Source organism: Stenotrophomonas pictorum JCM 9942, from assembly GCF_001431585.1.
Taxonomy (GTDB): Bacteria; Pseudomonadota; Gammaproteobacteria; order Xanthomonadales; family Xanthomonadaceae; genus Stenotrophomonas; species Stenotrophomonas pictorum.
The window spans coordinates 1-25,955 of the sequence record NZ_LLXS01000034.1; the positions used below are offsets into that span (position 1 = coordinate 1).

General features: G+C 67.5%; 22 protein-coding genes, 1 tRNA gene and 1 pseudogene. 5 read left to right on the plus strand and 19 right to left on the minus strand.

The window, feature by feature from the left end; genetic code table 11:
- Nucleotides 1-40 precede the first annotated feature (40 nt).
- The 7 genes from ARC78_RS11025 to ARC78_RS11055 form a co-directional block, all read right to left on the minus strand.
- Nucleotides 41-1,186, minus strand: coding sequence for a DUF4350 domain-containing protein (locus tag ARC78_RS11025; RefSeq protein WP_057506302.1), 1,146 nt, complete (start codon nt 1,184-1,186; stop codon nt 41-43).
- Nucleotides 1,183-2,751: a DUF4129 domain-containing protein gene (locus ARC78_RS11030; RefSeq protein ID WP_057506303.1), complete on the minus strand. Its 1,569-nt coding sequence runs from the start codon at nt 2,749-2,751 to the stop codon at nt 1,183-1,185. The genes ARC78_RS11025 and ARC78_RS11030 overlap by 4 nt, the downstream gene beginning before the upstream one ends.
- Nucleotides 2,741-3,733 carry a stage II sporulation protein M gene (locus ARC78_RS11035; RefSeq protein ID WP_054660837.1) on the minus strand — a complete coding sequence of 331 codons (993 nt, stop codon included), beginning with the start codon at nt 3,731-3,733 and terminating at the stop codon, nt 2,741-2,743. Before ARC78_RS11035 ends, ARC78_RS11030 begins: the two co-directional genes overlap by 11 nt.
- Nucleotides 3,730-4,407, minus strand: coding sequence for an RDD family protein (locus ARC78_RS11040; RefSeq protein ID WP_057506304.1), 678 nt, complete (start codon nt 4,405-4,407; stop codon nt 3,730-3,732). Before ARC78_RS11040 ends, ARC78_RS11035 begins: the two co-directional genes overlap by 4 nt.
- A 189-nt stretch (nt 4,408-4,596) precedes the next feature.
- Entirely contained in the window at nt 4,597-5,136 is a 540-nt protein-coding gene (locus ARC78_RS11045) for a gamma carbonic anhydrase family protein (protein ID WP_057506316.1), read from the minus strand.
- Between the two features lie 170 nt (nt 5,137-5,306).
- Nucleotides 5,307-7,196, minus strand: a complete 1,890-nt coding sequence (mnmG, locus tag ARC78_RS11050; protein ID WP_057506305.1) for a tRNA uridine-5-carboxymethylaminomethyl(34) synthesis enzyme MnmG — start codon at nt 7,194-7,196, stop codon at nt 5,307-5,309.
- Nucleotides 7,197-7,687: 491 nt separating this feature from the next.
- Nucleotides 7,688-8,239, minus strand: coding sequence for a hypothetical protein (locus ARC78_RS11055; protein WP_057506306.1), 552 nt, complete (start codon nt 8,237-8,239; stop codon nt 7,688-7,690).
- A gap of 142 nt (nt 8,240-8,381) precedes the next feature.
- On the opposite strand from ARC78_RS11055, the gene ARC78_RS11060 reads away from it, so the two are divergent.
- A complete protein-coding gene (locus tag ARC78_RS11060; protein ID WP_057506307.1) occupies nt 8,382-9,344 on the plus strand; it encodes a pyridoxal-phosphate dependent enzyme in 963 nt (320 codons plus the stop codon).
- Nucleotides 9,341-9,949 carry a YdcF family protein gene (locus tag ARC78_RS11065; RefSeq protein ID WP_054660954.1) on the plus strand — a complete coding sequence of 203 codons (609 nt, stop codon included), beginning with the start codon at nt 9,341-9,343 and terminating at the stop codon, nt 9,947-9,949. Before ARC78_RS11060 ends, ARC78_RS11065 begins: the two co-directional genes overlap by 4 nt.
- Before the next feature lie 155 nt (nt 9,950-10,104).
- Here ARC78_RS11065 and bioC read toward each other — a convergent pair whose 3' ends face one another.
- The 4 genes from bioC to bioB form a co-directional block, all read right to left on the minus strand.
- Nucleotides 10,105-10,992 carry a malonyl-ACP O-methyltransferase BioC gene (gene bioC / locus ARC78_RS11070; protein ID WP_057506308.1) on the minus strand — a complete coding sequence of 296 codons (888 nt, stop codon included), beginning with the start codon at nt 10,990-10,992 and terminating at the stop codon, nt 10,105-10,107.
- A 128-nt stretch (nt 10,993-11,120) separates the two neighbouring features.
- Nucleotides 11,121-11,888, minus strand: a complete 768-nt coding sequence (gene bioH, locus ARC78_RS11075; RefSeq protein WP_057506309.1) for a pimeloyl-ACP methyl ester esterase BioH — start codon at nt 11,886-11,888, stop codon at nt 11,121-11,123.
- Nucleotides 11,889-11,904: 16 nt separating this feature from the next.
- Nucleotides 11,905-13,116, minus strand: a complete 1,212-nt coding sequence (gene bioF, locus ARC78_RS11080; protein ID WP_057506310.1) for an 8-amino-7-oxononanoate synthase — start codon at nt 13,114-13,116, stop codon at nt 11,905-11,907.
- Nucleotides 13,117-13,206: 90 nt separating this feature from the next.
- A complete protein-coding gene (bioB, locus tag ARC78_RS11085) occupies nt 13,207-14,235 on the minus strand; it encodes a biotin synthase BioB (RefSeq protein WP_057506311.1) in 1,029 nt (342 codons plus the stop codon).
- Nucleotides 14,236-14,284: 49 nt separating this feature from the next.
- On the opposite strand from bioB, the gene ARC78_RS11090 reads away from it, so the two are divergent.
- Together ARC78_RS11090 and ARC78_RS11095 are read left to right on the plus strand one after the other, a co-directional pair.
- A complete protein-coding gene (locus ARC78_RS11090) occupies nt 14,285-15,013 on the plus strand; it encodes a double zinc ribbon domain-containing protein (RefSeq protein WP_145974326.1) in 729 nt (242 codons plus the stop codon).
- 72 nt (nt 15,014-15,085) lie between these two features.
- A complete protein-coding gene (locus ARC78_RS11095) occupies nt 15,086-15,631 on the plus strand; it encodes an HdeD family acid-resistance protein (RefSeq protein ID WP_054657802.1) in 546 nt (181 codons plus the stop codon).
- A gap of 78 nt (nt 15,632-15,709) precedes the next feature.
- Here ARC78_RS11095 and ubiA read toward each other — a convergent pair whose 3' ends face one another.
- A complete protein-coding gene (gene ubiA / locus ARC78_RS11100) occupies nt 15,710-16,609 on the minus strand; it encodes a 4-hydroxybenzoate octaprenyltransferase (RefSeq protein ID WP_054657800.1) in 900 nt (299 codons plus the stop codon).
- 165 nt (nt 16,610-16,774) lie between these two features.
- On the opposite strand from ubiA, the gene ARC78_RS11105 reads away from it, so the two are divergent.
- Nucleotides 16,775-16,851, plus strand: a tRNA-Arg gene (locus ARC78_RS11105).
- Between the two features lie 360 nt (nt 16,852-17,211).
- Here the strand turns inward: ARC78_RS11105 and ARC78_RS16955 are convergent.
- The 7 genes and pseudogenes from ARC78_RS16955 to ARC78_RS11135 form a co-directional block, all read right to left on the minus strand.
- A pseudogene (locus tag ARC78_RS16955) lies at nt 17,212-17,420 on the minus strand (IS3 family transposase); the annotation flags it as partial.
- Between the two features lie 42 nt (nt 17,421-17,462).
- A complete protein-coding gene (locus tag ARC78_RS11110) occupies nt 17,463-18,692 on the minus strand; it encodes a TolC family protein (RefSeq protein WP_054657798.1) in 1,230 nt (409 codons plus the stop codon).
- The gene (locus ARC78_RS11115; protein WP_083468398.1) at nt 18,689-18,991 is read right to left on the minus strand and encodes a DUF3240 family protein; all 303 of its coding nucleotides are present in this window, start codon (nt 18,989-18,991) and stop codon (nt 18,689-18,691) included. The genes ARC78_RS11110 and ARC78_RS11115 overlap by 4 nt, the downstream gene beginning before the upstream one ends.
- Nucleotides 18,991-22,077, minus strand: a complete 3,087-nt coding sequence (locus ARC78_RS11120; protein WP_057506313.1) for an efflux RND transporter permease subunit — start codon at nt 22,075-22,077, stop codon at nt 18,991-18,993. The genes ARC78_RS11115 and ARC78_RS11120 overlap by 1 nt, the downstream gene beginning before the upstream one ends.
- Nucleotides 22,078-22,081: 4 nt before the next feature.
- Entirely contained in the window at nt 22,082-23,050 is a 969-nt protein-coding gene (locus tag ARC78_RS11125) for an efflux RND transporter periplasmic adaptor subunit (protein WP_241772730.1), read from the minus strand.
- 345 nt (nt 23,051-23,395) lie between these two features.
- A complete protein-coding gene (locus ARC78_RS11130; RefSeq protein WP_096144959.1) occupies nt 23,396-24,784 on the minus strand; it encodes a sensor histidine kinase in 1,389 nt (462 codons plus the stop codon).
- Nucleotides 24,771-25,439 (minus strand): response regulator transcription factor, encoded by a 669-nt coding sequence (locus ARC78_RS11135; RefSeq protein ID WP_054657786.1) that lies wholly within the window; start codon nt 25,437-25,439, stop codon nt 24,771-24,773. The genes ARC78_RS11130 and ARC78_RS11135 overlap by 14 nt, the downstream gene beginning before the upstream one ends.
- Nucleotides 25,440-25,955 lie beyond the last annotated feature (516 nt).

The window sequence follows — 25,955 nt, forward strand, 5'->3', positions numbered from 1 at the left end:
GGCGCGTCACCGGGAAGGGCGGGGGGAGTCGGCAGATCGGTCATAGCTGGTTTCTCATCTGGATCAGCAGTCGGATGCGCTCGCGCAGGGCGGTGTCGTCCTGCGAAGCGGGCAGTTGCAGGGCGCTCTGCACGCGGGCCAGCGGCCACTGCAGATGCTCGGCGATGGCGTGGGCCTGGGCATCGCCGGTCAAGGCCGCGGCCAGCGGCGCGCGCCGGCGCAGACGGGCCAGGAAGGCCTGACGCACGGCGTCGTACAGCAGCGGCGTCTTGCCGTAGCGGTGCAGGTGTTCGCCGCTGGCGCGGACGTGTTCCAGCAGTGAGCGCCGTTCCTCGCGCGGCGAGGGCAGCAGCGCACCAAAGCGCTGACTGCGCGCCCACAGCCAGGCCAGCATCGCCAGCAGCAGGGGCAGCCATACCGGCCAGCCGCGCTGCAACACCATCTTCCACAGCGAGGGCGCCTGCACCGCGTAGACCAGGTGGACCGTGCCCTTGCCGTAGTTCGGGGCCAGCAGCAGGCGGGCCAGATCGCGATGCGGGATATCGCGCAGGCCGCCCGTCGCGCCGTTGCCATTGCGCAGGAAGTCCATGTCGGCCAGTACGTCCACGCGGCCGATACCGTAGCGCAGGCGCGCATAGGCCAGGGTGTCGTCCAAGCCATCGCCCCAGTGCAGCTCGATACGTCGGCTGCCGGCGAGATTGAAGCGGGTGCCCGAACAGAACTCCTGATGCCGCTCCTGGGCGGCGACCTGCCAGGGCTGGCAGCGCGCCGGGACCTCGCTGGGGAGGATGCCCAGGCGGCCCAGCAGTGTGGCGGGGCTGTCGGGGCGGTCATCCCCGGCCGCAGGCACCTGCAGCAGCAGATGGCCGCCGCCCTGCACCCAGTCCAGCAGCGCGTCCACCTGCGGCCGCGTCAGCTGGCGCGGATCCTCCAGCATCAGCACGGTGTCGTGTGGCTGCAGCGCCATTGCCGGCAGGTCCAGCTGGCGCCGCGACTGCGCGCTCACGCCATCCTTGCGCAAGGCCTCGCGCAGCGCGAACAGCGGGTTGTAGGTGGGTTCGCCATAGGCCGGCAGGGTGATCTGCTCGGGCACGCGTTCGAAGCTGCGCAGGAACCAGACCACCGCCGCGGCGCCCACGGCCAAGGCCAGCAGGAGCAGTGCCGCGTTGCGCCAGCGCGGACTCATGCGGGCCACCCGTAGTGGCGCTGCAGATCCTCAAGCAAGGCGTCGAACTCGTCGGCGCTGGGCAGGCGGCCGGCATAGGCGGCGTACTGCCAGGTGCGCACCATGCGCGCGAACAGCTGGCGGTCGGCGTCCACCGGCATGCGTCGCGACGCGCGCAGGCACTGGGCTTCGGTGGCACCGGGCGGCAGCACCACATCGGCGCGCTGGCCCAGCTCCTCCACCGCGGCGCGGTACAGCAAGGCCAGTGCGTGACGCGGCTTGCCCTCGCGCCACAGCCGGCGTGCGCTGCCGGGGATGTCCGGCGGCAGGCTGTCGGGCAGTTGCAGCGCTTCCTGCGTGACCGGGGACTGCACGGTGCGTTTGCGCCGGCCACTGCCACGCAGCCACGGCAGCCACCAGCGGGCGGTGAGCAGCAGCGCGATCAGCAATGCGCCAACCACGATCCACAGAAAGCTCTCGCTGACCAGCGCCAGGAGCGTGCGGATGCCGTCCAGGTCCGGCGCCCACTTGTCGCCCGGGGTGTCCCGTTCCTGCTGCGTGGCATCTTGCGTGCGCTTCCAGCGGCTGACGTTGCGCTGGGCGCCCAGCTGCGGGTCTTCGTAGGCGCGTGCGGCCGCCTGGCGGAAGCTGGCGGTATCGGCGTGCGTGGGGCCGAACACGGTCGCTGGCGTTGCGCCGCTCGCCGCATGTGCCGCCAGGTGCTTGTGATTGGCGTGTTGCTTCTGCAGGTCTGCAGCGCCGTCCTGGGCCTGGGCGGAATCACCGGGCAGGGCGATGGCCAGCACCAGCAGCAGGAGCGGGGCCAGCCGCGCCAGGCGGTCGCGCATCCGGCGGAAGGCGATTTCCACATCCCAGGCCTCCAGCTGGGTGCGGCGGTTGAGGTACAGGCCGAAGCCGGCCCCGCTGTAGAACGGGCCGACCAGTGTCAGCGCCGCCCACGCCAGCAGGTTGAAGCCGATCCACGCCCACGCCGGGGTGTCCTCGCCGATCAGCGACCACGCCGCGCGCAGCGATTCGGACAGCAGCTCCAGCGGCACGAACATGAACACCAGCGCGATCCCGGCCAGCTGCAACACCCACTCGAAATGCCAGCACACCAGCGTCAGCAGGCTGGCATGGCCATAGCTGGCACCGCCCAGCACCCGCCGCCGTTGCCGGCGCTGCGCCGGGTCGCCGCCTTCGAGCAGATCCACCGGCATCATCAGCGACCGCGCTGGACTGAGCCGCCGCCACAGCAGATACGGCCACAGTCCGCGCCAGCCCCAGCTGCGTTGCGCGCGCAGCGTCTCGCCGGTGCCCGGGGTGGCACCGAAGGCGCCGCGCGAGATCACGTACAGCGGGATGCGCTCGAACACCGGCTTGAGCCACCACAGCGCGAACGCCGCCAGCCAGAAATTGTCCAGCCACCAGCCGGCCAGGTTCAGCAGCGCGAACACCGGCAGTGTCAGCAGCAGCCACGGCTTCCAGATCGCGCCGGCGTGGCGGCGCACCAGCGCGGTGCCCAGTTCCATCGCCTCCCACGGCGAGCGCGCGCGCAGCACCACGTCGAGCTGGTCAATCCGCATGATCCGCTCCCCGCCCGCCGCGCCACAGCCAGAAGATCACCAGCGCCCACAGCACCCCGGAGACGCTGAACTTGCCCCACGCCGGCACAGCCGCGGTGGAGGACCAGAACGCCTCGATGAAGGCGGCCACCAGCAGCATGAAGGCCACGCCCAGGCACAGCCGCGCGCCGATCACGCCGCCTTCGACCAGCGCGTCGATCCGGCGCTTGCGTCCGGGCGCCAGCAGCCTCAGTCCGAGCTGCAGGCCGGCGCCGCCGGCGATGACGATGGCGGTCAGCTCGAACGGCGCATGGCCGACCACGAAACGCCAGAACGGATCGCCGAAGCCGACCTGCTGCAGGTGCCCGGCCACCGCGCCGATGGTGATGCCGTTGAACAGCAGCACCAGCACCGTGCCGATCCCGGCCAGCAGGCCGCTGGCGAACGTGCGCAAGCCGATGCTGATGTTGTTCATGATGTAGTGGCCGAACATCGCCCAGTCGGTGCCGCTGTCGCGGCCCAGGCGGTCGGCGGCCGGGTCGTACATCTTTTCCATTTGCGCGATCTGGCGCGGGTCCAGCAGCAGGTGGATCAGCTCGGGCTGGTATTGCAGCAGCACGAAGATGCCGACCAGTGGCAGCACGAACAGTGCGCACGCCACCGCCATCGCGGCGGCCTGGCTGCGCACCAGCTGCGGGAAATCGGCAACGAGGAATTCCACCGCGCGCTGCCAGCGCGGGGCCGGGGTGCGGTACAGCAGGCTGTGGCCACGCTGCATCAGCTGCTGCAGGCGCTCGACCAGCTGCGGGCTGTACCCGCGGCGGCGCGCCAGTGCCAGTTGCTGGCACAGTCGCCGGTAACGTTCGGGAATGGTTTCATCGCCGGGCAGGTCCGGGTCCCGCGTGCCGCGCGCCTTGCGCGGGTTCTGGCCTCGGCGTTGCAGCCAGTGCTCGAACTGCTGCCATTCGTGCTGGTAGCGGGCGACGAACTGTTCCTGTCTCATCGCCGCCCCAGCAGCCAGTTGGCCATCGCATACAGGCGCAGCACGCCGGCCTGGCCGCGCGCCTCGCTCAGTACCGAGGCGATATCGCCCAGCTCCTGCTGCCGCGCCGGAGACAGCGCCGGGGCACGTTCGGCGAAGGCCATCACCGCCCTCTGTTCACCGGGCTGCAGTGGCAGCGGCGGGACCAGCGCCGCGTCGGTGCGGGCCGGCACCGGCGCGGTACGCGGCGGCAGATGCACCACCAGCGTGCCGGCGACCAGATCGCCCAGGCGGCGGCCGTACGGGTCGTACAGGCAGCAGATCAATCCCAGTGCGTAGCCGAACGGGAGCATGTCCACGGTGCGCAGCAGGTTGCGCACGATCGCCGCCATCCAGCCCAGCGGCGCGCCGTCGCGGGCGATCACGCGCAGTCCCACGGCCTTCTTGCCCAGGGTCTGTCCCAGCCAGACCTCGAGGATGATCGGATAGGCCCAGAACATCAGGAACATCAGTCCCAGATACAGGCCCTGGCCCAACCCGCCGAGCAGCGCCAGCAGCGGGCTCATCAGCGTCAGCACGCCAACGCGCACCATCAGATCGATCAGCCAGGCCAGCGCCCGCGGCACCGGCCCGGCGGCGGGCAGCTGCAGGGGCACGCCCTCAGGCGTGATCACTTCGCGGTAGGTATCCAGCATCGCTGGCGCCGGTGTCACGGCACCACCGCGGCGATGTTGAGGTAGGCCCGGCAGCGCGGGAAAGTCCGGTTTCCAGCCCGGACAGGTGCCAGGGGCATGCGGGTCTCGATGGCGTCCTTGATCAGCGGCGACTTTAACCGCGGTCCTGTGGAAAGCCCAGCCCACCGTCGCCTGCAACCACCGCCGGGATCAGCCGGGCATCGAGCGGTACTGGTCCTTGACCTTGACGTAGTGGTCGGCCGAATAGCGCAGGCCTTCGATGTCCTTGTCGCTGAGCTGGCGCATCAGCCGCGCCGGGTTGCCGGCCCACAGCTCGCCGCTGCGCACCACCTTGCCCGGGCCGACCACCGCACCGGCGGCGATGAAGGCGTTTGCCTCGATCACCGCGCCATCGAGGATGCACGCGCCCATGCCGATCAGGCAGTAGTCGCCAATCGTGCAGGCGTGGAGGATGCAGCCGTGGCCGACGGTGACGCCCTCGCCGATCAGGGTCGGAAAACCGCCCTTGTTGTACGGACTGTCGTGGCTGACGTGGATGATGGTGCCGTCCTGCACATTGCTGCGCGCGCCGATGCGGATGTGGTTCACATCGCCACGGATCACCGTGCCCGGCCAGATCGAGGCGTCATCGCCGATCCGCACATCACCGATGATCGTGCACGCCGGGTCCACGTACACGCGTTCGCCCACAACGGGCATCTTGTCCAGGAAGGGGCGCAGCGAAGTCATGGCGGAATTCATCGGTGGGATTGCAGTCACGATGATACGCAGTGGCGCCACCGCGTCCCAGCGCGCTGCGGCGCTGGCGCGGCATGCAATGCCTGCACCGGCCCGACGCACAGGGAGCAGCAAGCCTCCACGCCATGGCGGTTACTCGCCGCAGCGATGCCGCGTGCTACTCAGGCCACCTTGCCGCGGCGCGCGCGCTCCAGATGCACCAGCAGCAGCGAGATCGCCGCCGGGGTCATGCCGGGAATGCGCTGGGCCTGGCCGATGGTCTGCGGGCGCACCCGCTCGAACTTCTGCAGCGCCTCGGCCGAGAGGCCGTGCACGGCGGCAAAGTCGAAGCCCTCGGCGATCACGGTGTTCTCGTGGCGCTGCTGGCGTTCGATCTCCACCCGCTGGCGATCCAGGTAGCCGGCGTACTTGACGCTGATCTCCACCTGTTCGGCCACGCGCGGATCGTCCACCCCCGGGCCCAGCGACGGCACCTGCATCAATTTGGCGTAGTCCAGCTCCGGGCGCTTGATCAGGTCCAGCACACTGGTCTCGCGGGTCACCGCCACGCCGGTGGCCTCGGCCACTTCGCGTCCCAGCGCGTTGGCCGGGGTGGCCCAGAGGCCGCGCAGACGCGCGCTTTCGCTGGCCACCGCCGCCTGCTTGGTTTCGAACGCGGCCCACCGCCGGTCATCGACCAGGCCCAGCTCGCGCCCGGTCGGCGTCAGCCGCGTATCGGCGTTGTCCTCGCGCAGCTGCAGCCGGTACTCGGCGCGGCTGGTGAACATGCGGTACGGCTCGCTGGTGCCGTGGGTGATCAGGTCATCGACCAGCACACCGATATAAGCCTCGTCGCGGCGCGGGCTCCAGCCGTCCTTGCCCTGCACGAACAGCGCAGCGTTGATGCCGGCCAGCAGGCCCTGCGCGCCGGCTTCCTCGTAGCCGGTGGTGCCGTTGATCTGCCCGGCGAAGAACAGCCCGGACACCTGGCGGGTCTCCAGCGTGTTCTTCAGTCCGCGCGGATCGAAGAAGTCGTATTCGATGGCGTAGCCGGGACGGGTGATGTGCGCATTCTCCATGCCGCGGATCGAACGCACCAGTTCCAGCTGCACGTCGAACGGCAGCGAGGTGGAGATGCCGTTGGGGTAGATCTCCACCACGTCCAGGCCTTCGGGCTCGACGAAGATCTGGTGGCTGGCCTTCTCGGCAAAGCGCACCACCTTGTCCTCGATCGACGGGCAGTAACGCGGGCCGATGCCTTCGATCTGGCCACTGTACAGCGGCGAACGGTGCAGCGCGCCGCGGATGATGTCGTGGGTGCGCTCGCTGGTGTGGGTGATCCAGCAGCTCACCTGCCGCGGGTGCTCGGCCACATTGCCCAGGTAGGACATCACCGGCAGCGGATCGTCGCCGGGCTGTTCGTCCATCACGCGGTAGTCCAGCGAGCGGCCGTCGATGCGCGGCGGGGTGCCGGTCTTGAGCCGGTCGATCACGAACGGACGCTCGCGCAGGCGCGCGGCCAGGGTGGTCGCCGGCGGATCGCCCATGCGCCCGGCGGTGTACTGGGTTTCGCCGATATGGATCTTGCCGGCCAGGAAGGTGCCCGCGGTCAGCACCACCGCAGGCGCATGGAAGGTCAGCCCGGTCTGGGTGATGGCGCCACGCACCGCGTCGCCCTCGATCACCAGATCGTCCACCGCCGCCTGGAACACGGTCAGGTTGGGCTGCGACTCGACGATGCGGCGGATCGCCATGCGGTACAGGTTGCGGTCGGCCTGGCAGCGGGTGGCGCGCACCGCCGGGCCCTTGGAGGCGTTGAGCGTGCGCCACTGGATGCCGGCCAGGTCGGCGGCATGCGCCATCGCCCCGCCGAGGGCGTCGATCTCCTTGACCAGATGCCCCTTGCCGATGCCGCCGATGGCCGGGTTGCAGCTCATCGCGCCGATGGTTTCGACGTTGTGGGTCAGCAGCAGCGTGCGCGCGCCACCACGGGCGGCCGCAAGGGCGGCCTCGGTGCCGGCATGGCCGCCGCCGATGACGATGACGTCGTAGTGGGAGAAGGAGTCGCTCATGGCGTGGGATCGGAGTCGGAAGTGTGAGGTCCGTCGGCAGGCCTGAATGGGCGCGCCAGCCGACGGGGTGTCGATTTTACCGCCAATGGTCGCGCGGCTGCGGCGGACCTAAAGTTGGCATGCAACCTGCAGTTACCCCCTTGCACCCAGCGTGGCATGCGACACAGGCGCAGCAAGGTCGGAATTGGAACAGGGGCCGACCGGAGCGCACGCTGGGGTAGCACAGGGGCCGGTAGTCGGGGGACTGCCGGCCCCGTTCTTTATCCAGGCGGTACCGCGGTAAAAGCAGGAAAAACAAAGCCCCGGGAGACCGGGGCTTTGTTCTTTATTAAGGCGCCGATGTCCGACAGGGCCGGAACAGGGGGGATCCAGATTTCCTGACGGACATCGACATGGATAGGTCCGGATGAAGCCGGTTTGGGTCAGTTTGCGACGCAACCGGTCACCACGTGCCGCCAAGATTGCCCAAGTCTTCGCCGATTGCAACCCTTTTAGCGTTCCTGGATGCGGGCTTCCTGCCGTTCACGGTTATGTGACGGCTGTCGGGCAGGTGCCGCCGGTCGCGGCTGCATCGCCGGCCGCGGCGCAACCGCCTGGGGCCTGGGCATCGCGCGCTGCACCGGCTGGACGGCGGCCGATCGCGGTTGCTGCGGGCGCTGCAGCCGGTCCAGGTCCCGCCACGGTGACTTGCCACCGCCGCCGTTCACCGGCGGGGTCGGGCGCGGCGGCCGTGGACCATGGCCGTTTCCATCGCCATTGCCCGGACGCGGGCCATGGCCCTGCTGCGGCGGGCGCGCTGGCGGACGGTGGTTGTGCGGTGGGCGATAGATCGGATAACGCCCGCCGTAACCGCCATACCCGTAGTAGCCGCTGCCGTAGCCGTAATAACCGTCATAGCGGCCATAGGGATAGCCATACGGGTAGCTGTACTGCACCGAGGGCGAGCCGTGGTAGTAGCCGCCTGCGCCGCCGCCGACATAGTCGTAGGTTGCGCAAGCGGACAGACCAAGCAGCAGCCCGGCGGCAATGTTCAAGCGCTTCATGATGCGTGTCCCCCCGTGGGTGTGGTGCCAGCTTCGGCGGACCGCGTTGAATCGGTCCTTAACTCCGTCCGGCGGAACTGAATGATGGCCATCGCAACCACCGAGATGGTCCGATGCTTGGGGCCTACGTTAACCTTTCTGCATGAAAGAACTTTCCCTGCCCGGAGCGGCCGATGTGCTGGCAGCGGCGGCACGCATCGCACCCCATGCCAGCGTGACCCCGGTGCTGCGCTCGCAGGTGCTGGATACGCTGAGCGGCGCGCGCCTGCACTTCAAGGCCGAGCATCTGCAGCGCAGCGGTGCGTTCAAGTTCCGGGGGGCCTGCAACGCGGTATCGGCGCTGACGCCGGAACAGGCCGCGCGCGGGGTGGTGACCCATTCTTCCGGCAACCATGGCGCGGCGCTGGCGCTGGCGGCCCAGTCGCGCCGCATCCCGTGCCATGTGGTGGTTCCCGAGGGCGCGGTGGCGGCCAAGCTGGCCAATATCGTCCGCCATGGCGCGGTGCTGTGGCGGTGTGCGTCCACCCAGGCCGCGCGGGAGGCCGAATGCGCGCGGGTGCAGGCCGAGACCGGCGCCATGCTGGTGCATCCCTATGCCGATGCGAAGGTGATCGCCGGGCAGGGCACCGCGGCGCTGGAACTGCTGCAGCAGTGCGATACGCCGCTGGATGTCCTGGTGGTACCCGTGGGCGGTGGCGGCCTGGCCGCTGGCACGCTGCTGGCACTGCAGCAGGCGGCCACACCGTGCGAGCTGGTGCTGGCCGAACCGGCCGGCGCCGACGACACCGCGCGATCGTTGGCCAGCGGCCAGCGCCAGCCCGATTTCGTTCCCGCCACCGTGTGCGATGGTCTGCGTGGCGCGCTGGGCGCGCCCAATTTCGCCCTGCTGCATGGCCGGGCCAGCGTGATCACCGTGGACGATGACGCTACCGTGGCGGCGATGCGCCGGCTGTGGCAGGTGCTCAAGCAGACCGTGGAGCCGTCCTCGGCGATCGCGCTGGCCGCCATTCTGGCCGACCCGGCACGGTTTGCCGGGCGCAACGTCGGGGTGATCCTGTCCGGCGGCAATGTCGATCTGGACGCCCTGCCGTGGAGTCGTCCATGAGTGCCCGGCAACGGTCGCCGGGCCTGCTCGGATGGCTGTGGCGCCTGGGCGTGCTGCTGCTGTTGTGGCTGCTGGGGGTGGCGGCCTGGATCATCTGGGTCGGCGATCGCGACCAGGCCGCGCCGGCCGACGCGATCATCGTGCTGGGGGCGGCGGCGTATGACGCCCGGCCCTCGCCGGTATTCGAGGAACGCATCCGCCATGGGCTGGACCTGTATCAGCAGGGCTACGCCCCGAAGCTGATTTTCACCGGCGGCTTTGGCGGCGCGCGTGCCCGCTTTTCCGAATCACAGGTGGCGCGGCGTTATGCGCTCAGGCAGAACGTGCCCGACCGCGACATCCTGATCGAGACCCGCTCGCGCACCACCCGCCAGAACCTGGTCGAGGCGCGGCAGCTGATGGCCGAGCACGGCATGCACAAGGTGATCGTGGTTAGTGATCCGCTGCACATGGCGCGCGCGCTGCGGCTCTCGCGCGAGCTGGGCATCGACGCGCTGGCCTCGTCCACACCCAGCACGCGTTTTCGCAGCTTCCACACCAGCTGGCGCTTCCTGGCGCAGGAAATCTATTTCTTCCACCGCGACCTGTTCGCCAACGGCGCCTGAGCGGCCATACCGTATCGATCGGGTCCGCGCCTGCTACGCCGGCCCCCGCCGGGGCGCACGCCCTCAGCCGGGACGCACGCGAAAACCGGGCGCGCGGTGGTGGTCATGGCCAGTGCTGCGGGTACCCGCGCCGCCGCCATGGCGAATCTGCGGATTCAGGCCTGCGGTTTGCGCCGGATCGGAATGGCCGAGACCGGCACCGCGGCCACGTCATGGCCATGCTCGCGGATCGGTGCGCCCGGTTCCGGCGCCCAGGCGTGGGCGTAGATGACTTCCCAGCTGCTGGGCAGCTTGCCGTCGGTGCGGCGCAGCGGCTCGTAGGCGGCGCGCGCGGCGGCAAAACGGCCACGCCCGGTCAGCGTGTGGCGGCGGCTGTGCATCGCGTTGGTCGCGCCGATCGCCTTGAGTTCGCGCATCAGCGCCGGCAGCTCGTCGTAGGTCAGGGTGAACAGGTCGCGGTCCAGCACCGGGTCGCGGAAGCCGGCCATCATCAGCGCATCGCCGAACTGGGCGATCGGTGTGAAGTGGCTGACGTGGGCCGTGTCATCGGCCTGGGCGAAGGCCTCGCGCAGTTCGATCAGCGTGTCCGGACCGAAGGTCGAGCACACCAGCAGGCCGCCGGGCTTGAGTACGCGGCGGAAACCGGCGAACACCGCAGGCAGGTCTTCCACCCACTGCAGGCACAGATTGCTGAAGATCACATCGACGCTGTTGTCGGCCAGCGGCAGGGCGCGCGCATCGGCGCATACCCGCGCGAACGGCCGCCACCAGCCGGCCTGCTTTTTGGCTTCGGCCAGCATCGGCAGGGCCAGGTCCAGCGCGATCACCTGTGTCTTGGGCCAGCGCTTTTTCATCGCCGCGGTGGCGTGGGCCGGGCCGCTGCCCACATCCAGCACCACCTGTGGCTGCCGGTCTTCCAGGTAGTCCAGCGATTCGAGCAGGCGTTTGCCCACTTCCTGCTGCAGCACCGCGGCGGCGTGGTAGCTGGAGGCGGCACGCGAAAAGGCGCGGCGGACGTGTTTGGGATCGAACAGGGAGGACATGGCAGATACGCAGGCGGGAACGGGGTTCGACAGGGACGGTGCGCCGGTGGGGCGGGCATCAGTTCAATCGTGGGGGGGAATACAGGGGCACATGATCGGCGATGGCGGGGCAATACGGGCCGAACCGCTCACGCGCAGTCCGCAACGAAGCGTTGCAGCAGTCCGGCCACCTGGTCGGCGTGGCCGAGGAACGGCGCATGGCCGCCGCCTTCGACCGTATGGGCCTGGTGTCGGCCGGCCGGTGCCAGAGCCGCCGCGCGGTGCAGCGCCGCCGCCGGCACCAGCCGGTCGCGCTGGCCACCGATCCACAGCCCGGGTTTGTGCAGGGCCGGCAAGGCGCCACGCAGATCGGCGCGCGCCAGCAGGGCCAGGCCTTCGTGCAGGGCGTGCGGGGCCGGTTCGCCGCGCTCGACCAGCGCATCGCGCAGGGTGCGCAGTTCGCTGCGGGCGTGCTGCGAGCCCATCACGTCCAGGGCGAGGAAGCGTTCCAGGGTGCCGCGGTAGTCCTGCTGCAGATCCCGGCTGAACTGTTCAAACACGCTGGGTTCCACCGCATCGGGCCAGTCGGCATCACGCACGAAGCGCGGCGTGGCGGCGAGCATGGCCAGCCCGCGCACCTGCGGCAGCGTGGCGGCAGCATGCAGCGCGACCAGCCCGCCCAGTGACCAGCCGCACCACACCGCCGGCGGCGTGGCGCTGGCGATGGCGCTGACCAGATACGGCAGTTTCAGCGGGGTGCTGTCCTCGCGGCTGAAACCGTGCCCGGGCAGATCGACCACGTGCAGCTGGAAGTGCGCTGACAGCCGCTCCACCAGCGGCGCGAAGATGCCGCCGTGCAGCGCCCAGCCGTGGATCAGGACCAGTGCCGGACCGCTGCCGGTGACGTGGATATGCATGGAACGGACAACCTGCTCAGACGCTGACGGGAGTAAGTGACTTCTGGTACAGCACCAGATCGCGCGCGGCGCCGATGGCCTCGACCAGTGCCTTCACCTGCCCGGCGCTGTGCAACGCCGACAGCGTGACCCGCAGCCGCGCCTTGCCTTCGGGCACGGTCGGCGGGCGGATCGCACTGACCAGGAAGCCGGACTGCTCCAGCGCGGCCGACAGCGCCATCACCGTGGCCTCGTCGCCGCACAGCAGCGGCTGGATCGGGGTTTCCGAGGGCATCAGCTCCAGTCCGAGGCGGCGGGCGCCCTCGCGGAACAGACCGATCAGCTCGGTGAGCTTCTCGCGGCGCCAGTGGTCGCGGCGCGCCAGCTTGACCGCGGCCAGCGAGGCGGCGATCTGCGCCGGCGGCAGCGCGGTGGTGTAGATGTAGGGACGCGCGGTTTCGGCCAGATGGCGGATCAGGGCTTCCTCGCCCAGCACCACCGCGCCGTGCCCGCCCAGCGCCTTGCCCAGCGTGGCCAGCTGCAGCGGCACCTCGTTCACGCCCAGCCCGGCCTCGGCCACGCAGCCGCGGCCGTCCGCGCCGACCACACCGACGCCATGGGCGTCATCGACGTAAAACAGCGCCTGCTGCATGCGCGCCACCAGCGACAGCGAGCGCAGCGGGGCGATATCGCCGTCCATGCTGAACACGCCATCGGTGACCAGCATCGCCGCGCCGTCGGGGGCGTGCTTGAGCTGGCGGATCGCGCCTTCGCTGTCCAGGTGCGGATAGCGCCGCAGGCGGCAGCCGGCCAGACGCGTGGCATCGAGCAGGCTGGCATGGTTTAGCCGGTCCTGCACGCAGACATCGTTCTCCTCGCTCAGCAGCGCCTGCTGCACGGCCAGGTTGGCCATGTAGCCGCTGTCGAACAGCAGCGCCCGCGGATAGCCGAGCCAGTCGGCCATCTCCTGTTCCAGCTGCGCATGCAGCGCATGGTGGCCGCAGACCAGATGCGAGGCGGTGCTGCCGGCGCCGTCACGCGCGGCGGCGTCCTGCAGCGCGGCGACCACTTCGAACTGCTGCGACAGGCCGAGGTAGTCGTTGCTGCAGAAGCCGGTCAGCCACCGGCCATCGATTTCCAGGCGCACCCCGTCGCGGCGCGACACGGTGCGCCGGGTGCGGATCCGCCCCTGGGCTTCGCGCAGTTTGCGTTGATCCTGCAGGCGTTCGTGGAGATCGGGACGGGCCATGGCGCGTTTTCATGGACGGATGGCCGGCTAGCGTACCCGGTTGTCGTTGCCGACGTCCGGGCCACGCTGCGCGGCCGATCCGCTGCCGGATCAGGCCGGCTGCGCGCAGGCCGGGGCGATATCCAGATGCACCGTGCCGGGGTGATCGTGGTCATCGGCATCCACCGCGACCGGCATCGGGGTCAGGCCCAGACGTTCGAACAGCGCCAGATCACGCGCGGTGTCCGGGTTGCCGGTGGTCAGCAGCTTCTCACCGTAGAAGATGGAGTTGGCGCCGGCGGAAAAACACAACGCCTGCAGCTCGTCGCTCATGCTTTCGCGCCCGGCCGAGAGCCGCACCATCGAGCGCGGCATGACGATGCGGGCCACGGCGATCATGCGCACGAACTCGAACGGGTCCAGCTCCGCGCTTCCATGCAACGGGGTACCGGCGACCTGTACCAGCCGGTTGATCGGCACCGAATCCGGGTGCGCGGGCAGGTTGGCCAGTGCCAGCAGCAGGCCGGCGCGGTGTTCGCGGGTCTCGCCCATGCCGACGATGCCGCCGCAGCAGGTCTTCAGCCCGGCATTGCGCACGTGTTCGAGCGTATCGAGCCGGTCCTGGTACTGGCGGGTGTGGATGATGGAGTCGTAGTAATCCGGCGCGGTGTCCAGATTGTGGTTGTAGTAATCCAGCCCGGCGTCCTTCAGCGCCTGGGCCTGGTGGCCTTCGAGCATGCCCAGCGTGGCGCAGGTCTCCAGACCCAGGGCCTTCACCTCGGCGATCATCGCCGCGACCTTGGGGATGTCGCGGTCCTTGGGCGAGCGCCAGGCCGCGCCCATGCAGAAGCGCGAGGCGCCGGCCTGCTTGGCGGCCCGGGCGCGTGCGACCACGGCCTGGGTCTCCATCAGTTTCTGCGCATCCACCCCGGTGTCGTAGCGCTGCGCCTGCGGGCAGTAGCCGCAGTCTTCCGGGCAGCCGCCGGTCTTGACGGACAGCAGCGTCGAGACCTGCACCTGGGCCGGATCGAAGTGCTCGCGGTGCACGCTGGCGGCGCGATACAGCAGCTCGGGGAAGGGCAGCTCAAACAGCGCCAGCAGCTCTTCGCGGCGCCAGTCGTGACGGATGACAGCAGACATCGGTATTTCCTGACAGATCGGACCCCAGAAGCGGGGCAGTCTGGTGAGCATGAAACCACCTGTCAACAAATCCATGATCAATCTGGTTTACGGCGCCGGCGCGCGGCTGACCGCGCTGCTGCTGCCGCCGCGCTGCCTGGTCTGTGGCGAGCCGGGCAGCGCCGGGCGGGATCTGTGTGCGGCCTGTGCGCTGACGCTGCCGTGGGCGCTTGATGCCTGCCGCCGCTGCGCCCTGCCGCTGCCGGCAGGGACGGGCCTGCAGCTGCTGTGCGGCGTGTGCCAGCAGGGGCCGAGTCCGCTGCAGCAGGTCCGCGCCACGTTCCTGTATGCCGCGCCGGTCGATGGCCTGCTGCGGCGCTTCAAGTTCCATCAGGATCTGGCCGCCGGCCGGCTGCTGTCGCAGCTGATGCTGGCGCGCCGGGATCCGCCGCCAGCCGAGGCGGCGCTGGTGCCCGTGCCGTTGCACCGCTCGCGGCTGCGCCAGCGCGGCTATGACCAGGGACGGGAACTGGCGCGGCCGCTGGCCAAGGCCTTGCACCTGCCGCTGTGTGCGGCCCTGCACCGGACCCGTGCCACCGCCGCCCAGTCCGAGCTGGATGCCACCACGCGCCGCCGCAATGTCCGTGGCGCTTTCGCCGTGACCGCCCCGCTGCCGGCCCACATCACCCTGGTCGACGATGTGATGACCACCGGTGCAACCCTGCAGGCGGCGGCCAGCGCTCTGCGCCGGGCCGGGGTGGAACGGGTGGATGCCTGGGTTTGTGCGCGCGTGCCCTGATCGCGGTGATACTTGATCGGCCAGGTGATCACCCGTATCCACTGGCAACGTCTTTCACACAGGAGCGGTGGGATGAACCTTCTTTCGCAGCAGGTGAAACGCGGTGGCTGGACCCTGGTGGTGTTTGGGGTGCTGGCGCTGGCCTTCGGCATCGGCACGTTGCTGTGGCCGGCGGTGTCGGTGCTGGCGATGGTGCTGACGTTCGGCGCGCTGTCGTTGGCCGATGGCGTGGTGAGCCTGATCAGTATTTTCCGCAAGAACGTGGCGCTGCCCAACTGGGTGTTGCTGCTGTACGCGCTGGTTTCCATCGGCTTCGGTGCGCTGGCGATCAGCCAGCCGGCGCAGATGGCCGAAGCGATGCTGTGGCTGCTGGCGCTGTGGCTGGTGATCGCCGGCATTGCCCGCATCGTGTTCGCGGTGCAGGTGCGCAAGCTGGTCAATGGCGAGTGGATGCTGGCCCTGAGCGGCTTGCTGGCGGTGGCGCTGGGCGTGCTGTTCTTCGCCCGGCCGGGGATCGGCCTGGCCACGATCGCGATCTGGGTGGCGGTGGGCGCGCTGTTCTACGGCGTGCTGCAGCTGTGGGTCGGGATCAAGCTGCTGCGGCAGTGCACGCTGTGATTATCGAGTAGCACTGCAAGCCGCAACAAAAACGCCGCCTTTGTCAGGCGGCGTTTTTGTTGTCACAGATGAGGGCGCTCAGCGGCCAGCCGGCCAGGTCAGGGCCGCGACGAGACCGGCAAACAGCACCGCGCCGACCCAGTTGTTGTGCAGGAACGCCTTGAAGCATGCCTCGCGCTGGCGCGTGCGGCACAGCCGGAACTCGTAGGCCACCAGCAGCATGGCCACGCCGATGCCGGCCCAGTAGGCCGGCCCCAGCTGCGCACGCTGCCCGACCAGCGCCATCGCCGCGAAGAACAGCGTGTACAGGATGCCCTGGATGACCAGGTCCAGATCGCCGAACAGGATCGCGGTGGAGTGCGAGCCGACCTTCAGGTCGTCGTCGCGGTCGACCATCGCATACCAGGTGTCGTAGGCGGTGGACCACAGGATGTTGGCCGCGTACAGCAGCCAGGCCAGCGCCGGCACCTCGCCCTGCACCGCGGCGAAGGCCATCGGGATGCCCCAGCCGAAGGCCATGCCCAGATAGACCTGCGGCAGATGCGTGAAGCGTTTCAGGTACGGATAGCTGGCCGCCAGGAACACGCCGATGAAGCTCAGGCCGATGGTCAGCGCGTTCATCGTCAGCACCAGCGCGAAGGCGACCAGCATCAAGCCGGCGAACAGCATCAGCGCGGCCCGTCCGGAGATGGCGCCGGTGGCCAGTGGCCGGTCCCTGGTACGTTTGACATGCGGGTCCAGCCAGCGGTCGGCGTAATCGTTGATCACGCAGCCGGCCGAGCGGGTCAGCCAGACCCCGGCGCTGAACACGAACAGCGTCCACAGAGGCGGCATCCCGCCGGCGGCCAGCCACAGCGCCCACCAGGTGGGCCACAGCAGCAGCAGGGTGCCGATCGGGCGGTCGGCGCGCATCAGTTTCCAGTAGTGGCCCAACCGCGAAGGCGTCGCGGCGGGCGGTTCGTAGCGTTCGTAACTCATTGGCAAAGGTTAGCAGTTGCGCCGGATTCCGCCGTTGCCGGCACTGGCGTTCGCACAGGGGAAGACCTGCGACGGCATTTGCCGTTAGAATGCGCGTCCGCCCGGTCACCCGGACGGCAAAGGAACGGCCATCGCGGCTGTTCCTGCAAGTCAGCGGTCAAAAACGCGCCTGTAGCTCAGCCGGATAGAGTAGTGGCTTCCGAAGCCATTGGTCGGGGGTTCGAATCCCTCCAGGCGCGCCAATAAAATCAATAGTTTGCGCTGATCTCTCGCGCTTTCTACTGGCACTAATAAGTCATGTGCCCGCTTGGTGCCCAGCCTTTTTTGGTCAACCCCAAGCCGTGAGTAGAAGCCTCCGTGCCCTGTCTGGAAGACACGTAGTGGGCACCCAAGCATTTCTTGGCTGGATTCTCGGGATCTTCTGGGTTCTTGGGCATCCTTCTCATGAAGCTCCAGGTTTTCGTGTCCCCCCGATCACCGCTTGATTTTTGATGCAGGAAGGCCACGCATCGGTGTGATGCGTTGTTGTTAGCTGGCCGTCACCCTTTGCGTGGGTGGCATTCGTGCCCATCCTCCACCCCTCCTCCGTGCCTCGGGTTCCACCCCGAAATCACGAACGGTTGTAAGAGGGTTGAACACTTGCTGCCTTGCCTGGCTACCCTTGGCCGCATCCTGGGGCCATGGAGCCGCTCGACTATCCGAACAGGTCAGCGCTTGCGGCATCGGGTATCGGGTAGCTCGTATGGTGGGCCCGCTCGCGTTTGAGCAGGCCGAACAAGCCTTTACACGCCGCGTTGTCAGCCCAAGGGCCCGCTCGGCGATGTACCGCAAGCCACGCGCGTGCCCGGTGTTGTCAGTCCCTCGCATGCCAAAGTTCATGGCTATCCACCAACACGCGCAGGTGCGCTTCGGTCGCGTCGGCGCGCGCCATGATTTCGGCCAAGGAGATCTGCCGGCTATTACGTTCTGCCAGCAACCATTCCGCCAGGCTCAGCTCGCCCAGCTTCCAGCCGCGGTGTTGACGGGTGTTGGCTGCGAGGCTGGCTTCACGTGCAGCCTGCTGCGCGCGCCATTGCCGCAATGTGCTGCATGCGTCACTGACAGCCAGTTCGGCGTCGCGCGCGATCTCACGCGTCATCATGGCGATGTCGTCGTACCGTGCACTGGCCTCGGCAGTCTCGGCCGCACCTAGGGCGCGCCTGTAGCGCCCGCCGATGGGTACGGAAAACACCACGCCGATGATGCTGTCCGCACCGCCGCGTTCGTTGAGGACCCGTAGGCCCAGGCTGGGATCAGGGACGCGATCGGCACGTGCACGCGCAGCCACGGCTTCCTGCTGCTCCGCAATACTGGCAAGTGCACCGATTTCGTGGCTCCTGTCGATGATGCGCTTGATCCAGAGTGCATCGTCTTCCGCCAAGGCCACCGGCTCCGGTAGTGCCGGTGGCCGCCCGGGTAACGGCAACTGTGGAAAATCGATCGCGATCGACCGGCGCGCATTGTCCCGCGCCGAATCGGCCGCAAGCCGCTGTGCGTCGGCCTGCGCGCGTTCCACCTCGATCAGGTCCAGGTCCTTGTGTGCGGCGTCGCCCAGTTCGACCCGCCGCTGCAGCGCATCGCGCTCGCGCCGGAGTGAGGTGTACTGGCGCTCGGCCTCTTCGGCCACGGCAGCGGCGCGTAGCCATCCCACCCAGCGCTGCAGCAGACGCCGCGCCGCTTGGTGCCGCGCGTCCTCCAGCTGTGCTTGTGCCGCTTCCAGGCCATGGCGACCGATTGCGCTGTCCAGCTTGGCCTTGCCGGGCAAGCGCAGGCGACGCGATACCTGCAACTCCCATTCCGCGTATCGGTCGATGCCGGACATCTCCTCGACCTTATGCCGTTGCCGGGCACCGCTCACTTCGAACTCATGGCTGCCCACGGTGTGCATACGCGCTTGTGCCTGGGCGCCGCGCACGCGTGCTTCTGCGGCGCGCACGTCTGGTTGCTGGGCGATGCTCTGGGCCACCAGGTCGGGATCGGGCAGGTAGTTCCCTGCCAACGCACAGGGTGAGACCAGCAGGAGCAACAGAATGCGCAAACTCATGCCAACTGCCCCCCGTCCAGAACAGGTTCCAGCCACCAGTGCACGAGGTTTGAAACAACTGTGGCGCGCAGCAATGCCAGCACCTGCTGATGTTTTTCCTGGTCCACGAGCATCCACAGCACGCGCTGGTCCATCCGGCCACGAACGCGCTCGGCGGTACTTGCGTTGACGAAATCACCGCCATGGCCTTCTACACTGATGAGGGTGAATCCCGGCAGCCCGGGGGCTGCGATCAGGACATCGCTGATCGTCGCTTCCAGCGAGCGGGGAAACGTCAGGCAGAGGCGAACCCGGGGCATCATGCGGCACCTGCAATGTCGGAAAGGGGGGGGAGGCCGAAACGGCGGTACAGCGGCGGCATCAGCAGCAGGGTCAGCGCGGTCGAGGTCAGCAGTCCGCCGATCACCACAATGGCCAGTGGCTGCTGTATCTCCGACCCCGGACCACTGGCTAGCAGCAGCGGCACCAGTCCCAGTGCGGTAATGCTGGCGGTCATCAGTACTGGCCGCACGCGGCGTTGCGCGCCCTCGCGCACCACCTGTTCGATGGGCATGCCCTGCTCGTGCAACTGGTTGAAGCAGCTCACCAGCACCAGCCCGTTGAGCACGGCAATGCCCAGCAGTGCGATGAACCCCACCGAGGCCGGCACCGACAGATACTGTCCGGAAAGCCACAGCGCGATGATGCCGCCCACCAGCGCGAACGGGATGTTGCAAAGAATGAGAACCGACTGCCGAGCCGAGCCGAATGTCGTGAAGAGCACCACGAAAATCAGGCCCAGAGCCACCGGTACCACCAGCCCCAGCCGTGCCGCCGCGCGTTGCTGATTCTCGAACTGACCGCCCCAGGCCAGGTGATAGCCGGCCGGCAGCGGCACCTGTGTGGTCACCGCCGCCCGCGCTTCTTCCACGAAGCCGACCAGGTCACGCCCGCTCACATTGGCCTGCACCAAGGAGAAGCGCGAGCCATTCTCGCGCTGCACTGCCACCGGGCCGGTCACCACTTCCATGCGCGCCAGTGAGCGAAGCGGTACTTCACCCCCATCACGGCGTGCAATCCGCATTTCGCTGAAGTGTGCTGCCGATGTCCTGACGTCGGCACCACCGCGGACCAGGATCGGAGTGCGCCGGCCGGGCTCGATGACCTGTCCGGCCGGCATACCTTCAAGCTGTGTGCGCAGTTCGTCCTGCACCTCCACGGTCGCCAGTCCGGCGCGTCCGATGGCCTGTGTATCCATGGCCACGCGCAGGTAGGCCATGCCTTCGGCAGCCTGGGTCAACACGTCCTCGGCGCCCGGCACTGCTTCGATCGTGGCTGCCACCTGCTGTGCAAGCGCGTTGAGGGTGCGCAAGTCCGGACCGAACAGCTTCACTGCCAGATCGCCGCGGCTGCCGGTCAGCATTTCCGAAACCCGCATCTCGATGGGCTGCGTGAAGCCGAACTCGATGCCGGGGAAATTCTCCAGGACCTTGCGCAGCTCCCCGGTGAGCCATTCCTTGTCGGACTTGCGCCATTCGCGCTTCGGCTTGAGCTTGAGGAACATGTCGCTTTCGTTCAGGCCCATCGGGTCCAGGCCGAGCTCATCCGACCCGACCCGCGAAATGATGTTCTCAACTTCTGGTACCGCTGCCAGCAGTGCCTGCTGCACCGCCAGGTCCAACTCCAGCGAACGCTCCAGGGAGATCGAGGGGGACTTCTGCAACTGCACCAGGATGTCGCCTTCGTCCATGGTCGGCATGAAGCTCTTGCCGGTCCCGAAATACGCGCCGATGCCAACCAGCAGCACGAGTCCGGCGGCCCCGAACGCGCGAGCCGGGTGGGTCAGGACGCTTTCCAGCAACGGCCGGTAAACAGCACCGGCCTTGCGCATCAGCCAAGGCTCATGGTGCTCGCGTTCCTTCAACAGCAGCGAGGACAGTACCGGCACGAAGGTAAGTGACAGCAGCAGCGAGGCGCCCAATGCAAACACCATGGTCATTGCGACGGGTGCGAACATCTTGCCTTCCAGCCCCTCTAGGGTAAGCAGGGGCAGGAAAGTCAGGCAGATGATCAGCATGCCGGCGGTGACCGGCTTGGCGACTTCATAGGTGGCGGCAAACACCCGGTGCAGGCGGGGAAGATGCGCGCCCGGTGCGCTCGGTGCCAATCGGCTGACCGTGTTCTCGGCGACTACCACGGCCGCGTCGACCAGCATGCCGATGGCGATTGCCAGCCCGCCCAGGCTCATCAGGTTGGCGCTCTGTCCTGTCCAGCGCATCAGCAGGAACGTGCACAGCGCTGCCAGCGGCAGGATCAACGCCACCACGATGGCGGCGCGCAATTCACCCAGGAACAGCAACAGCAACAGCACCACCAGCACCGTGGCTTCCAGAAGTGCGTTCTGCACGGTGCCCACTGCCCGCTTGATCAGGTGGCTGCGGTCGTAGAACGGTACGATCTCCACTCCCGCCGGCAGGCTGGAGGCCAGCGACGCCAGGCGCTCTTCGATCGCTTCGACCAGGGCGGATGCATCAGCACCACGCAGCGCGACGACGATGCCCTGGACGGCTTCACCCTTGCCATAGTGGGACACCGCGCCGTAGCGTGTCAGCGACTGTGCGCGCACTTGGGCGATGTCGCTGATGCGTACCGGCACCGCACCGCTGCGTACCACGATGTTGCCCAGGTCCTCCAGCGTCTGGATGGCTCCCTCGGCACGTACGATCAGGTTTTCTTCACCGGTCTGCAGTCGGCCGGCGCCGTCGTTGCGGTTGTTGCGCTCCACTGCATCGACCAGGTCGCTCTGCTGCAGGCCGTTGGCGATCAGCAGACTGCGGTCGGGGGTGACCACGAAGCTCTTTGCGTCCCCGCCCAGTACGTTGACATCGGCCACCCCGGGCAAGGTGCGCAACGCCGGGCGCAGGGTCCAGTCGAGCAGGCTGCGGCGCTCCTCCAGGCTCAGTCCGCCGCCTTCGATGGTGAACATGTAGACATCGGACAGCGGCGTGGATATCGGTGCCAGCCCGCCGCTTACGCCAGCGGGAAGCTCGCCGGAAACCCCGGCGAAGCGCTCGGCCACCTGTTGCCGCGCCCAGAAGATTTCGGTTCCTTCGGCGAAATCCAGGGTTATGTCGGCGATGGCATACTTGGCCACTGAACGCAGCAGTACGCCCTTGGGGACGCCCAGCAGTTCCATCTCCAGCGGCGCGATGACCCGTGTTTCCACTTCTTCCGGGGTCATGCCCGGTGCTTTCAGGATCAACTTGACCTGCGTGGGAGAGATATCCGGGTAGGCATCGATCGGCAGGTTCAGGAAGGCGAACACTCCTGCCCCTGCCAAGGCCAGTGCCCCCAGCATGACCAGCATGCGTTGCCGCAGTGAGAATTCAATGAGCCGGGCGAGCATCGCGTTACTCCAACGGTGCCAATGACTTGAGGACACTGATGCCCCGACTCACCACCGGCATGCCCGGCTGTAACGACGGTGACACCACCACGGCGTGGGTATCGTCATGACCCAGCGATTCGGCGATCACGCCACGGTAGAGATCGCCGTGCTGGACATAGAGAAGGTGCTGGTCGCGATGCGGCAACAGGGCGCTGCGCGGGACCCGCAATGCGCCTGCCGGCGCCGGCAGCTTGAGCACTACCGCGAACTGCTGTCCGGCCATCAGGGCACTGCCTTCATCGGTCTGTGCGCGCACCCGCAGGCGTTGGCTGTTGCGGTCGGTATCGCCACTGACCGATACCACGCGCGCGCTCTCACCGCCGGGAAGCGTCACTTCCAGTCCGGGTCGCAATTGCTCCCGCAAGCCCGTAGGTGCGCTGAACATGATGTCCATGCGGGTGGCATCGGCAATCACGTAGGCCGGTGCCATGGCTTCCATGGCCTGGCCCGGAGATGCGCTGCGCCGCAGTACCAGCCCGTCCTGGGGGGCAAGCACGTCGTACTCGCCAGGCGATCCGCTACTGACGACCCGCAGTTGTGAAAGCATTCCTTCGGCCTGCAGGCGGCTGGCCCGGGCGATGGCGGCGCTGGCCAAGCTTTGTTCCCTGCGGGCAACCGGGATGATGCCTTCATCAGCAAGCAGTACATCGCGTCTTGCCTGCTGGTCGGCTACCGCCGCCTGGCTCCGTGCGCGCTGTACATCGGCTTGCGCCACCAGCAGGTCACGGCTTTGCAGCCGCAACAGCGGTTGCCCACGGCGAACACGCTGGCCCTCATCGGCCAGTATCCGTATCACTATGCCGGCGTAAGGCACCGTCACCTGGGTGCTGGCCGCCAGGGGCGGCATGGCCTCTGCGGGCAACTGAGTCAGTGCCACGGTGTCGGTACTGGCGGCCGACTCGGTCTTGATACCCAAGCTGGCGGCCTGCATTGCCTCCAGCCGCACTCCACTTGTGGGTGGTGCGAGTGCCGGGGCGGCCGATGCGGTTGCCGGTCGGGAATACGATCTCCAGCCCCACAGCGCCGCCACCAACGCAAGGATCACCATGGCCACGGCCCATAGCGTGATCCGGGAAATCCGGTGCGGCTGCGGCATCACAGCGGCACCCAGTCACTGACAAGGAAGGAGGAGGACATCGGAACCGCTCGCACCGGGAAAAGTGCCGCGATAGTGCCGGCCCAAGCTTTGGGAAAGCTTAGGGCGCCGCGAGGGTGGGTTCGGTCACCTCATCAGTCCTTGCCTGCGTTCACGGCGGTGGCCGAAACGGTGCGCAGTTCAGAGTATCGGGAAAGGACCGAGCCGTCCGGTCAGATTTCCGTTCTCCAAGTTGAAGTCCAGTCTGACCTCCAGTGCACCTGCGATGGCCCTGGCCAGTGCCAGGCCTAGACCGGTGTGCTGTGCGGTGGCTCCCTGGGCGGTCTTGCGCCAGTAGCGCGCCCCAAGGTATTCCAGGTCCTCCACTTGCAGGCCAGGGGCTTCATTGCGCACCCAGACCCAATACTGCCCGTCAGCCGTCTCGATCCCGGCTTCGGCAATGCTGGCTTCGGGTGAGTACTCGGCTGCATTCTGCAAAACGTTGGCGAAGATGCGTTCCAGCATGCCGGTGTCGCTATGCACCCAGGCCTGTCCTGGCAGATTGGCGGCCAGATGTAAGCGCTCGCCCGCCCCGGGAATGCGCCGCAGGGCCTGGACCTGCTGGCGTAGAAGCGGCACCAGGTCCAGAGGATCAAGCGCAGGACGCATTTGGCCTGACTCATAGCGTGCCATCGCCAGCAGGGTGGCAATGCCGCGACCCATCCGGCCGGTGGCCGACAGGGCGACTTCCAGTGCTTCGGTGGTCGCCGATGCATCATTACTGTGAAATGCGTTTTCCGCACTGGCCCTGATCTCTGCCAGTGGCGTGCGCAGCTCGTGGGCCATGTCACGTGAGAAGCGACGTTCGCGTTCGGCGGCAGTGTAAAGCCGCTGCAGGGCCTGGTGCAGCGTGCGGATGAAAGGCGCCAGTTCGTGCGGAAGGGCACTGGCGGGCGGTGGTGGTGGCTGGCCCGGCTGCAGCGTCCGCAGCCGTTCACTCTGCTCGATCAGCGGCAGGAACGCGCGACGTACCAGCAAGAGACACAGCACTACTGCCACCGCCACAGCAGCTGCGATGATCAGCATCAGGGCCAGGTGGATGCGCCGTTCGGCCAGATCCCAATCCCCCCGCTCGGTGGCAACCACCAGCCAGTCCGATGTGGCGGCTTCGGCACGTGGGACGCGCAACACGATGGCACGGCCAGGATGCCCGTCAGGCAGGAACAGATCGTAATGGCGCAATCGCCCAAGCGGACCCTCCGGCAACCGCAGTGCCTGACCGCGGCTATTGACCGAGCGCAGGATCGGCCGTTTGTGGGTGTCATACATGGTGAAAAAGTCGGTGTGGCCGCTCAGATCGTATTCGGGCAGCAGCTTTGCCGCCTGTTCCGGCGTGCGCACCTGCAGCTGCGAGGCCAAGGCGCTGGCGCGGACGTCAAGGAAGTGATCCAGGCGCGCGTACATTTCGCGGTCGATAGCGTAATCCAGCACAAGGAACACAAGGGTCAGAGTGAAGCCCATCGCTAGCGTCAGCTGCCACACGAGGCGCCGCCGTATCGACCAGTCGCCACGGACTTCACTCAAAGACATAGCCAAAGCCTCGCCGCGTCTTGATCCGCTGGTCCGCACCGGCCTTGAGTAACTTGGTGCGCAGCGTGCTTATGATGACCTCCACGGCTTTGTCGGACACGTCGCTGGTGCTGTCATAGAGCTGGGAAAAAATATGGCCACGTGAAAACACCTGTTGCGGCTGGCGCATCAGCAGTTCCAGCAGGGCGTATTCCTTTGGGGTCAACTCCAGATCGCGCTGCCGCCAGAACACCCTACGTGAGCGGGGGTCCAGCCTCAGCTCACCGGCCTGCAACATCGGCATGGGGGGCGATTCAAGCGGCCGCCGGGCCAGTGCCCGCAGGCGCGCCAGCAGCTCGTCGGTGGAGAACGGCTTGACCAGGTAGTCATCGACACCGGCATCCAGCGCCGCTACCCGATCAACCACCTGGTCGCGTGCCGACAGCATCAACACCCCAGCACGCAAACCGCGCAGGTGCATTTCGCTCAGCACGGAGATGCCATCGCGCTTGGGAAGCATCCAGTCCAGTACCACCAGGTCGTAGTCGAAAGCCTCCAGGAAGGCCAGCGCCTGCTCCCCGTCCTGTGCGTGGTCGCAGATATAGCCTTCACGGGTAAGCGAGTTTCCGAGTGCCTGCGCCAGTGCTTGCGAGTCTTCTACGATCAACAGCCGCATGCACGGAGTTCTCGTCGCTTCGCCGCTTGCGGGGCGTCCGGGGATAGCGGATTCATCAGTAACCAAAGTGGCAACATAAATCTCTGACTAATAATTTGATTGACTAGCTTGACGTTTTTTTTTGGCGCCAGAGTTTGACGCATCTTTTTAGTCCCTTCCTGGAAGGGACGATTGTGAAATGCACATGGCTCCCTGCCGAACCGTGGGGCGTGTGTGCAGCAAGGCCGTGGCGGCTTGGTGGAGAGTTGCGGGCGGTCGGATTGGTATGCGAAGCGGGAGAGTGTGCCGCCTTCAACGTCGGTCTGTTCGACAGAAATGGTGTATGGCCGCACCGAGAGGTCAAGGTCTACATACATCGGCTTGCAAAGCCCACGGGGTTCCAGTGTCTCGGCTGCGGGCCAGCCCGATTGCTTCATATCAGCCTTGCCTGACGTGCTGGTAGCGGCCGACAGGGACGGTGAAGATGGGAGGTAGATCGTTCATGGGGCACGGGAGGGGGAGGGCGGGGAATTGTAG

Coding starts and splice junctions, on each gene's coding strand:
- ARC78_RS11025 (WP_057506302.1), bottom strand. CDS start 1,186: ATGAGTCCGCGCTGGCGCAACGCGGCACTGCTCCTGCTGGCCTTGGCC.
- ARC78_RS11030 (WP_057506303.1), bottom strand. CDS start 2,751: ATGCGGATTGACCAGCTCGACGTGGTGCTGCGCGCGCGCTCGCCGTGG.
- ARC78_RS11035 (WP_054660837.1), bottom strand. CDS start 3,733: ATGAGACAGGAACAGTTCGTCGCCCGCTACCAGCACGAATGGCAGCAG.
- ARC78_RS11040 (WP_057506304.1), bottom strand. CDS start 4,407: ATGCTGGATACCTACCGCGAAGTGATCACGCCTGAGGGCGTGCCCCTG.
- ARC78_RS11045 (WP_057506316.1), bottom strand. CDS start 5,136: ATGACTTCGCTGCGCCCCTTCCTGGACAAGATGCCCGTTGTGGGCGAA.
- mnmG (WP_057506305.1), bottom strand. CDS start 7,196: ATGAGCGACTCCTTCTCCCACTACGACGTCATCGTCATCGGCGGCGGC.
- ARC78_RS11055 (WP_057506306.1), bottom strand. CDS start 8,239: ATGAAGCGCTTGAACATTGCCGCCGGGCTGCTGCTTGGTCTGTCCGCT.
- ARC78_RS11060 (WP_057506307.1), top strand. CDS start 8,382: ATGAAAGAACTTTCCCTGCCCGGAGCGGCCGATGTGCTGGCAGCGGCG.
- ARC78_RS11065 (WP_054660954.1), top strand. CDS start 9,341: ATGAGTGCCCGGCAACGGTCGCCGGGCCTGCTCGGATGGCTGTGGCGC.
- bioC (WP_057506308.1), bottom strand. CDS start 10,992: ATGTCCTCCCTGTTCGATCCCAAACACGTCCGCCGCGCCTTTTCGCGT.
- bioH (WP_057506309.1), bottom strand. CDS start 11,888: ATGCATATCCACGTCACCGGCAGCGGTCCGGCACTGGTCCTGATCCAC.
- bioF (WP_057506310.1), bottom strand. CDS start 13,116: ATGGCCCGTCCCGATCTCCACGAACGCCTGCAGGATCAACGCAAACTG.
- bioB (WP_057506311.1), bottom strand. CDS start 14,235: ATGTCTGCTGTCATCCGTCACGACTGGCGCCGCGAAGAGCTGCTGGCG.
- ARC78_RS11090 (WP_145974326.1), top strand. CDS start 14,285: ATGAAACCACCTGTCAACAAATCCATGATCAATCTGGTTTACGGCGCC.
- ARC78_RS11095 (WP_054657802.1), top strand. CDS start 15,086: ATGAACCTTCTTTCGCAGCAGGTGAAACGCGGTGGCTGGACCCTGGTG.
- ubiA (WP_054657800.1), bottom strand. CDS start 16,609: ATGAGTTACGAACGCTACGAACCGCCCGCCGCGACGCCTTCGCGGTTG.
- ARC78_RS11110 (WP_054657798.1), bottom strand. CDS start 18,692: ATGAGTTTGCGCATTCTGTTGCTCCTGCTGGTCTCACCCTGTGCGTTG.
- ARC78_RS11115 (WP_083468398.1), bottom strand. CDS start 18,991: ATGCCCCGGGTTCGCCTCTGCCTGACGTTTCCCCGCTCGCTGGAAGCG.
- ARC78_RS11120 (WP_057506313.1), bottom strand. CDS start 22,077: ATGCTCGCCCGGCTCATTGAATTCTCACTGCGGCAACGCATGCTGGTC.
- ARC78_RS11125 (WP_241772730.1), bottom strand. CDS start 23,050: ATGCAGGCCGCCAGCTTGGGTATCAAGACCGAGTCGGCCGCCAGTACC.
- ARC78_RS11130 (WP_096144959.1), bottom strand. CDS start 24,784: ATGTCTTTGAGTGAAGTCCGTGGCGACTGGTCGATACGGCGGCGCCTC.
- ARC78_RS11135 (WP_054657786.1), bottom strand. CDS start 25,439: ATGCGGCTGTTGATCGTAGAAGACTCGCAAGCACTGGCGCAGGCACTC.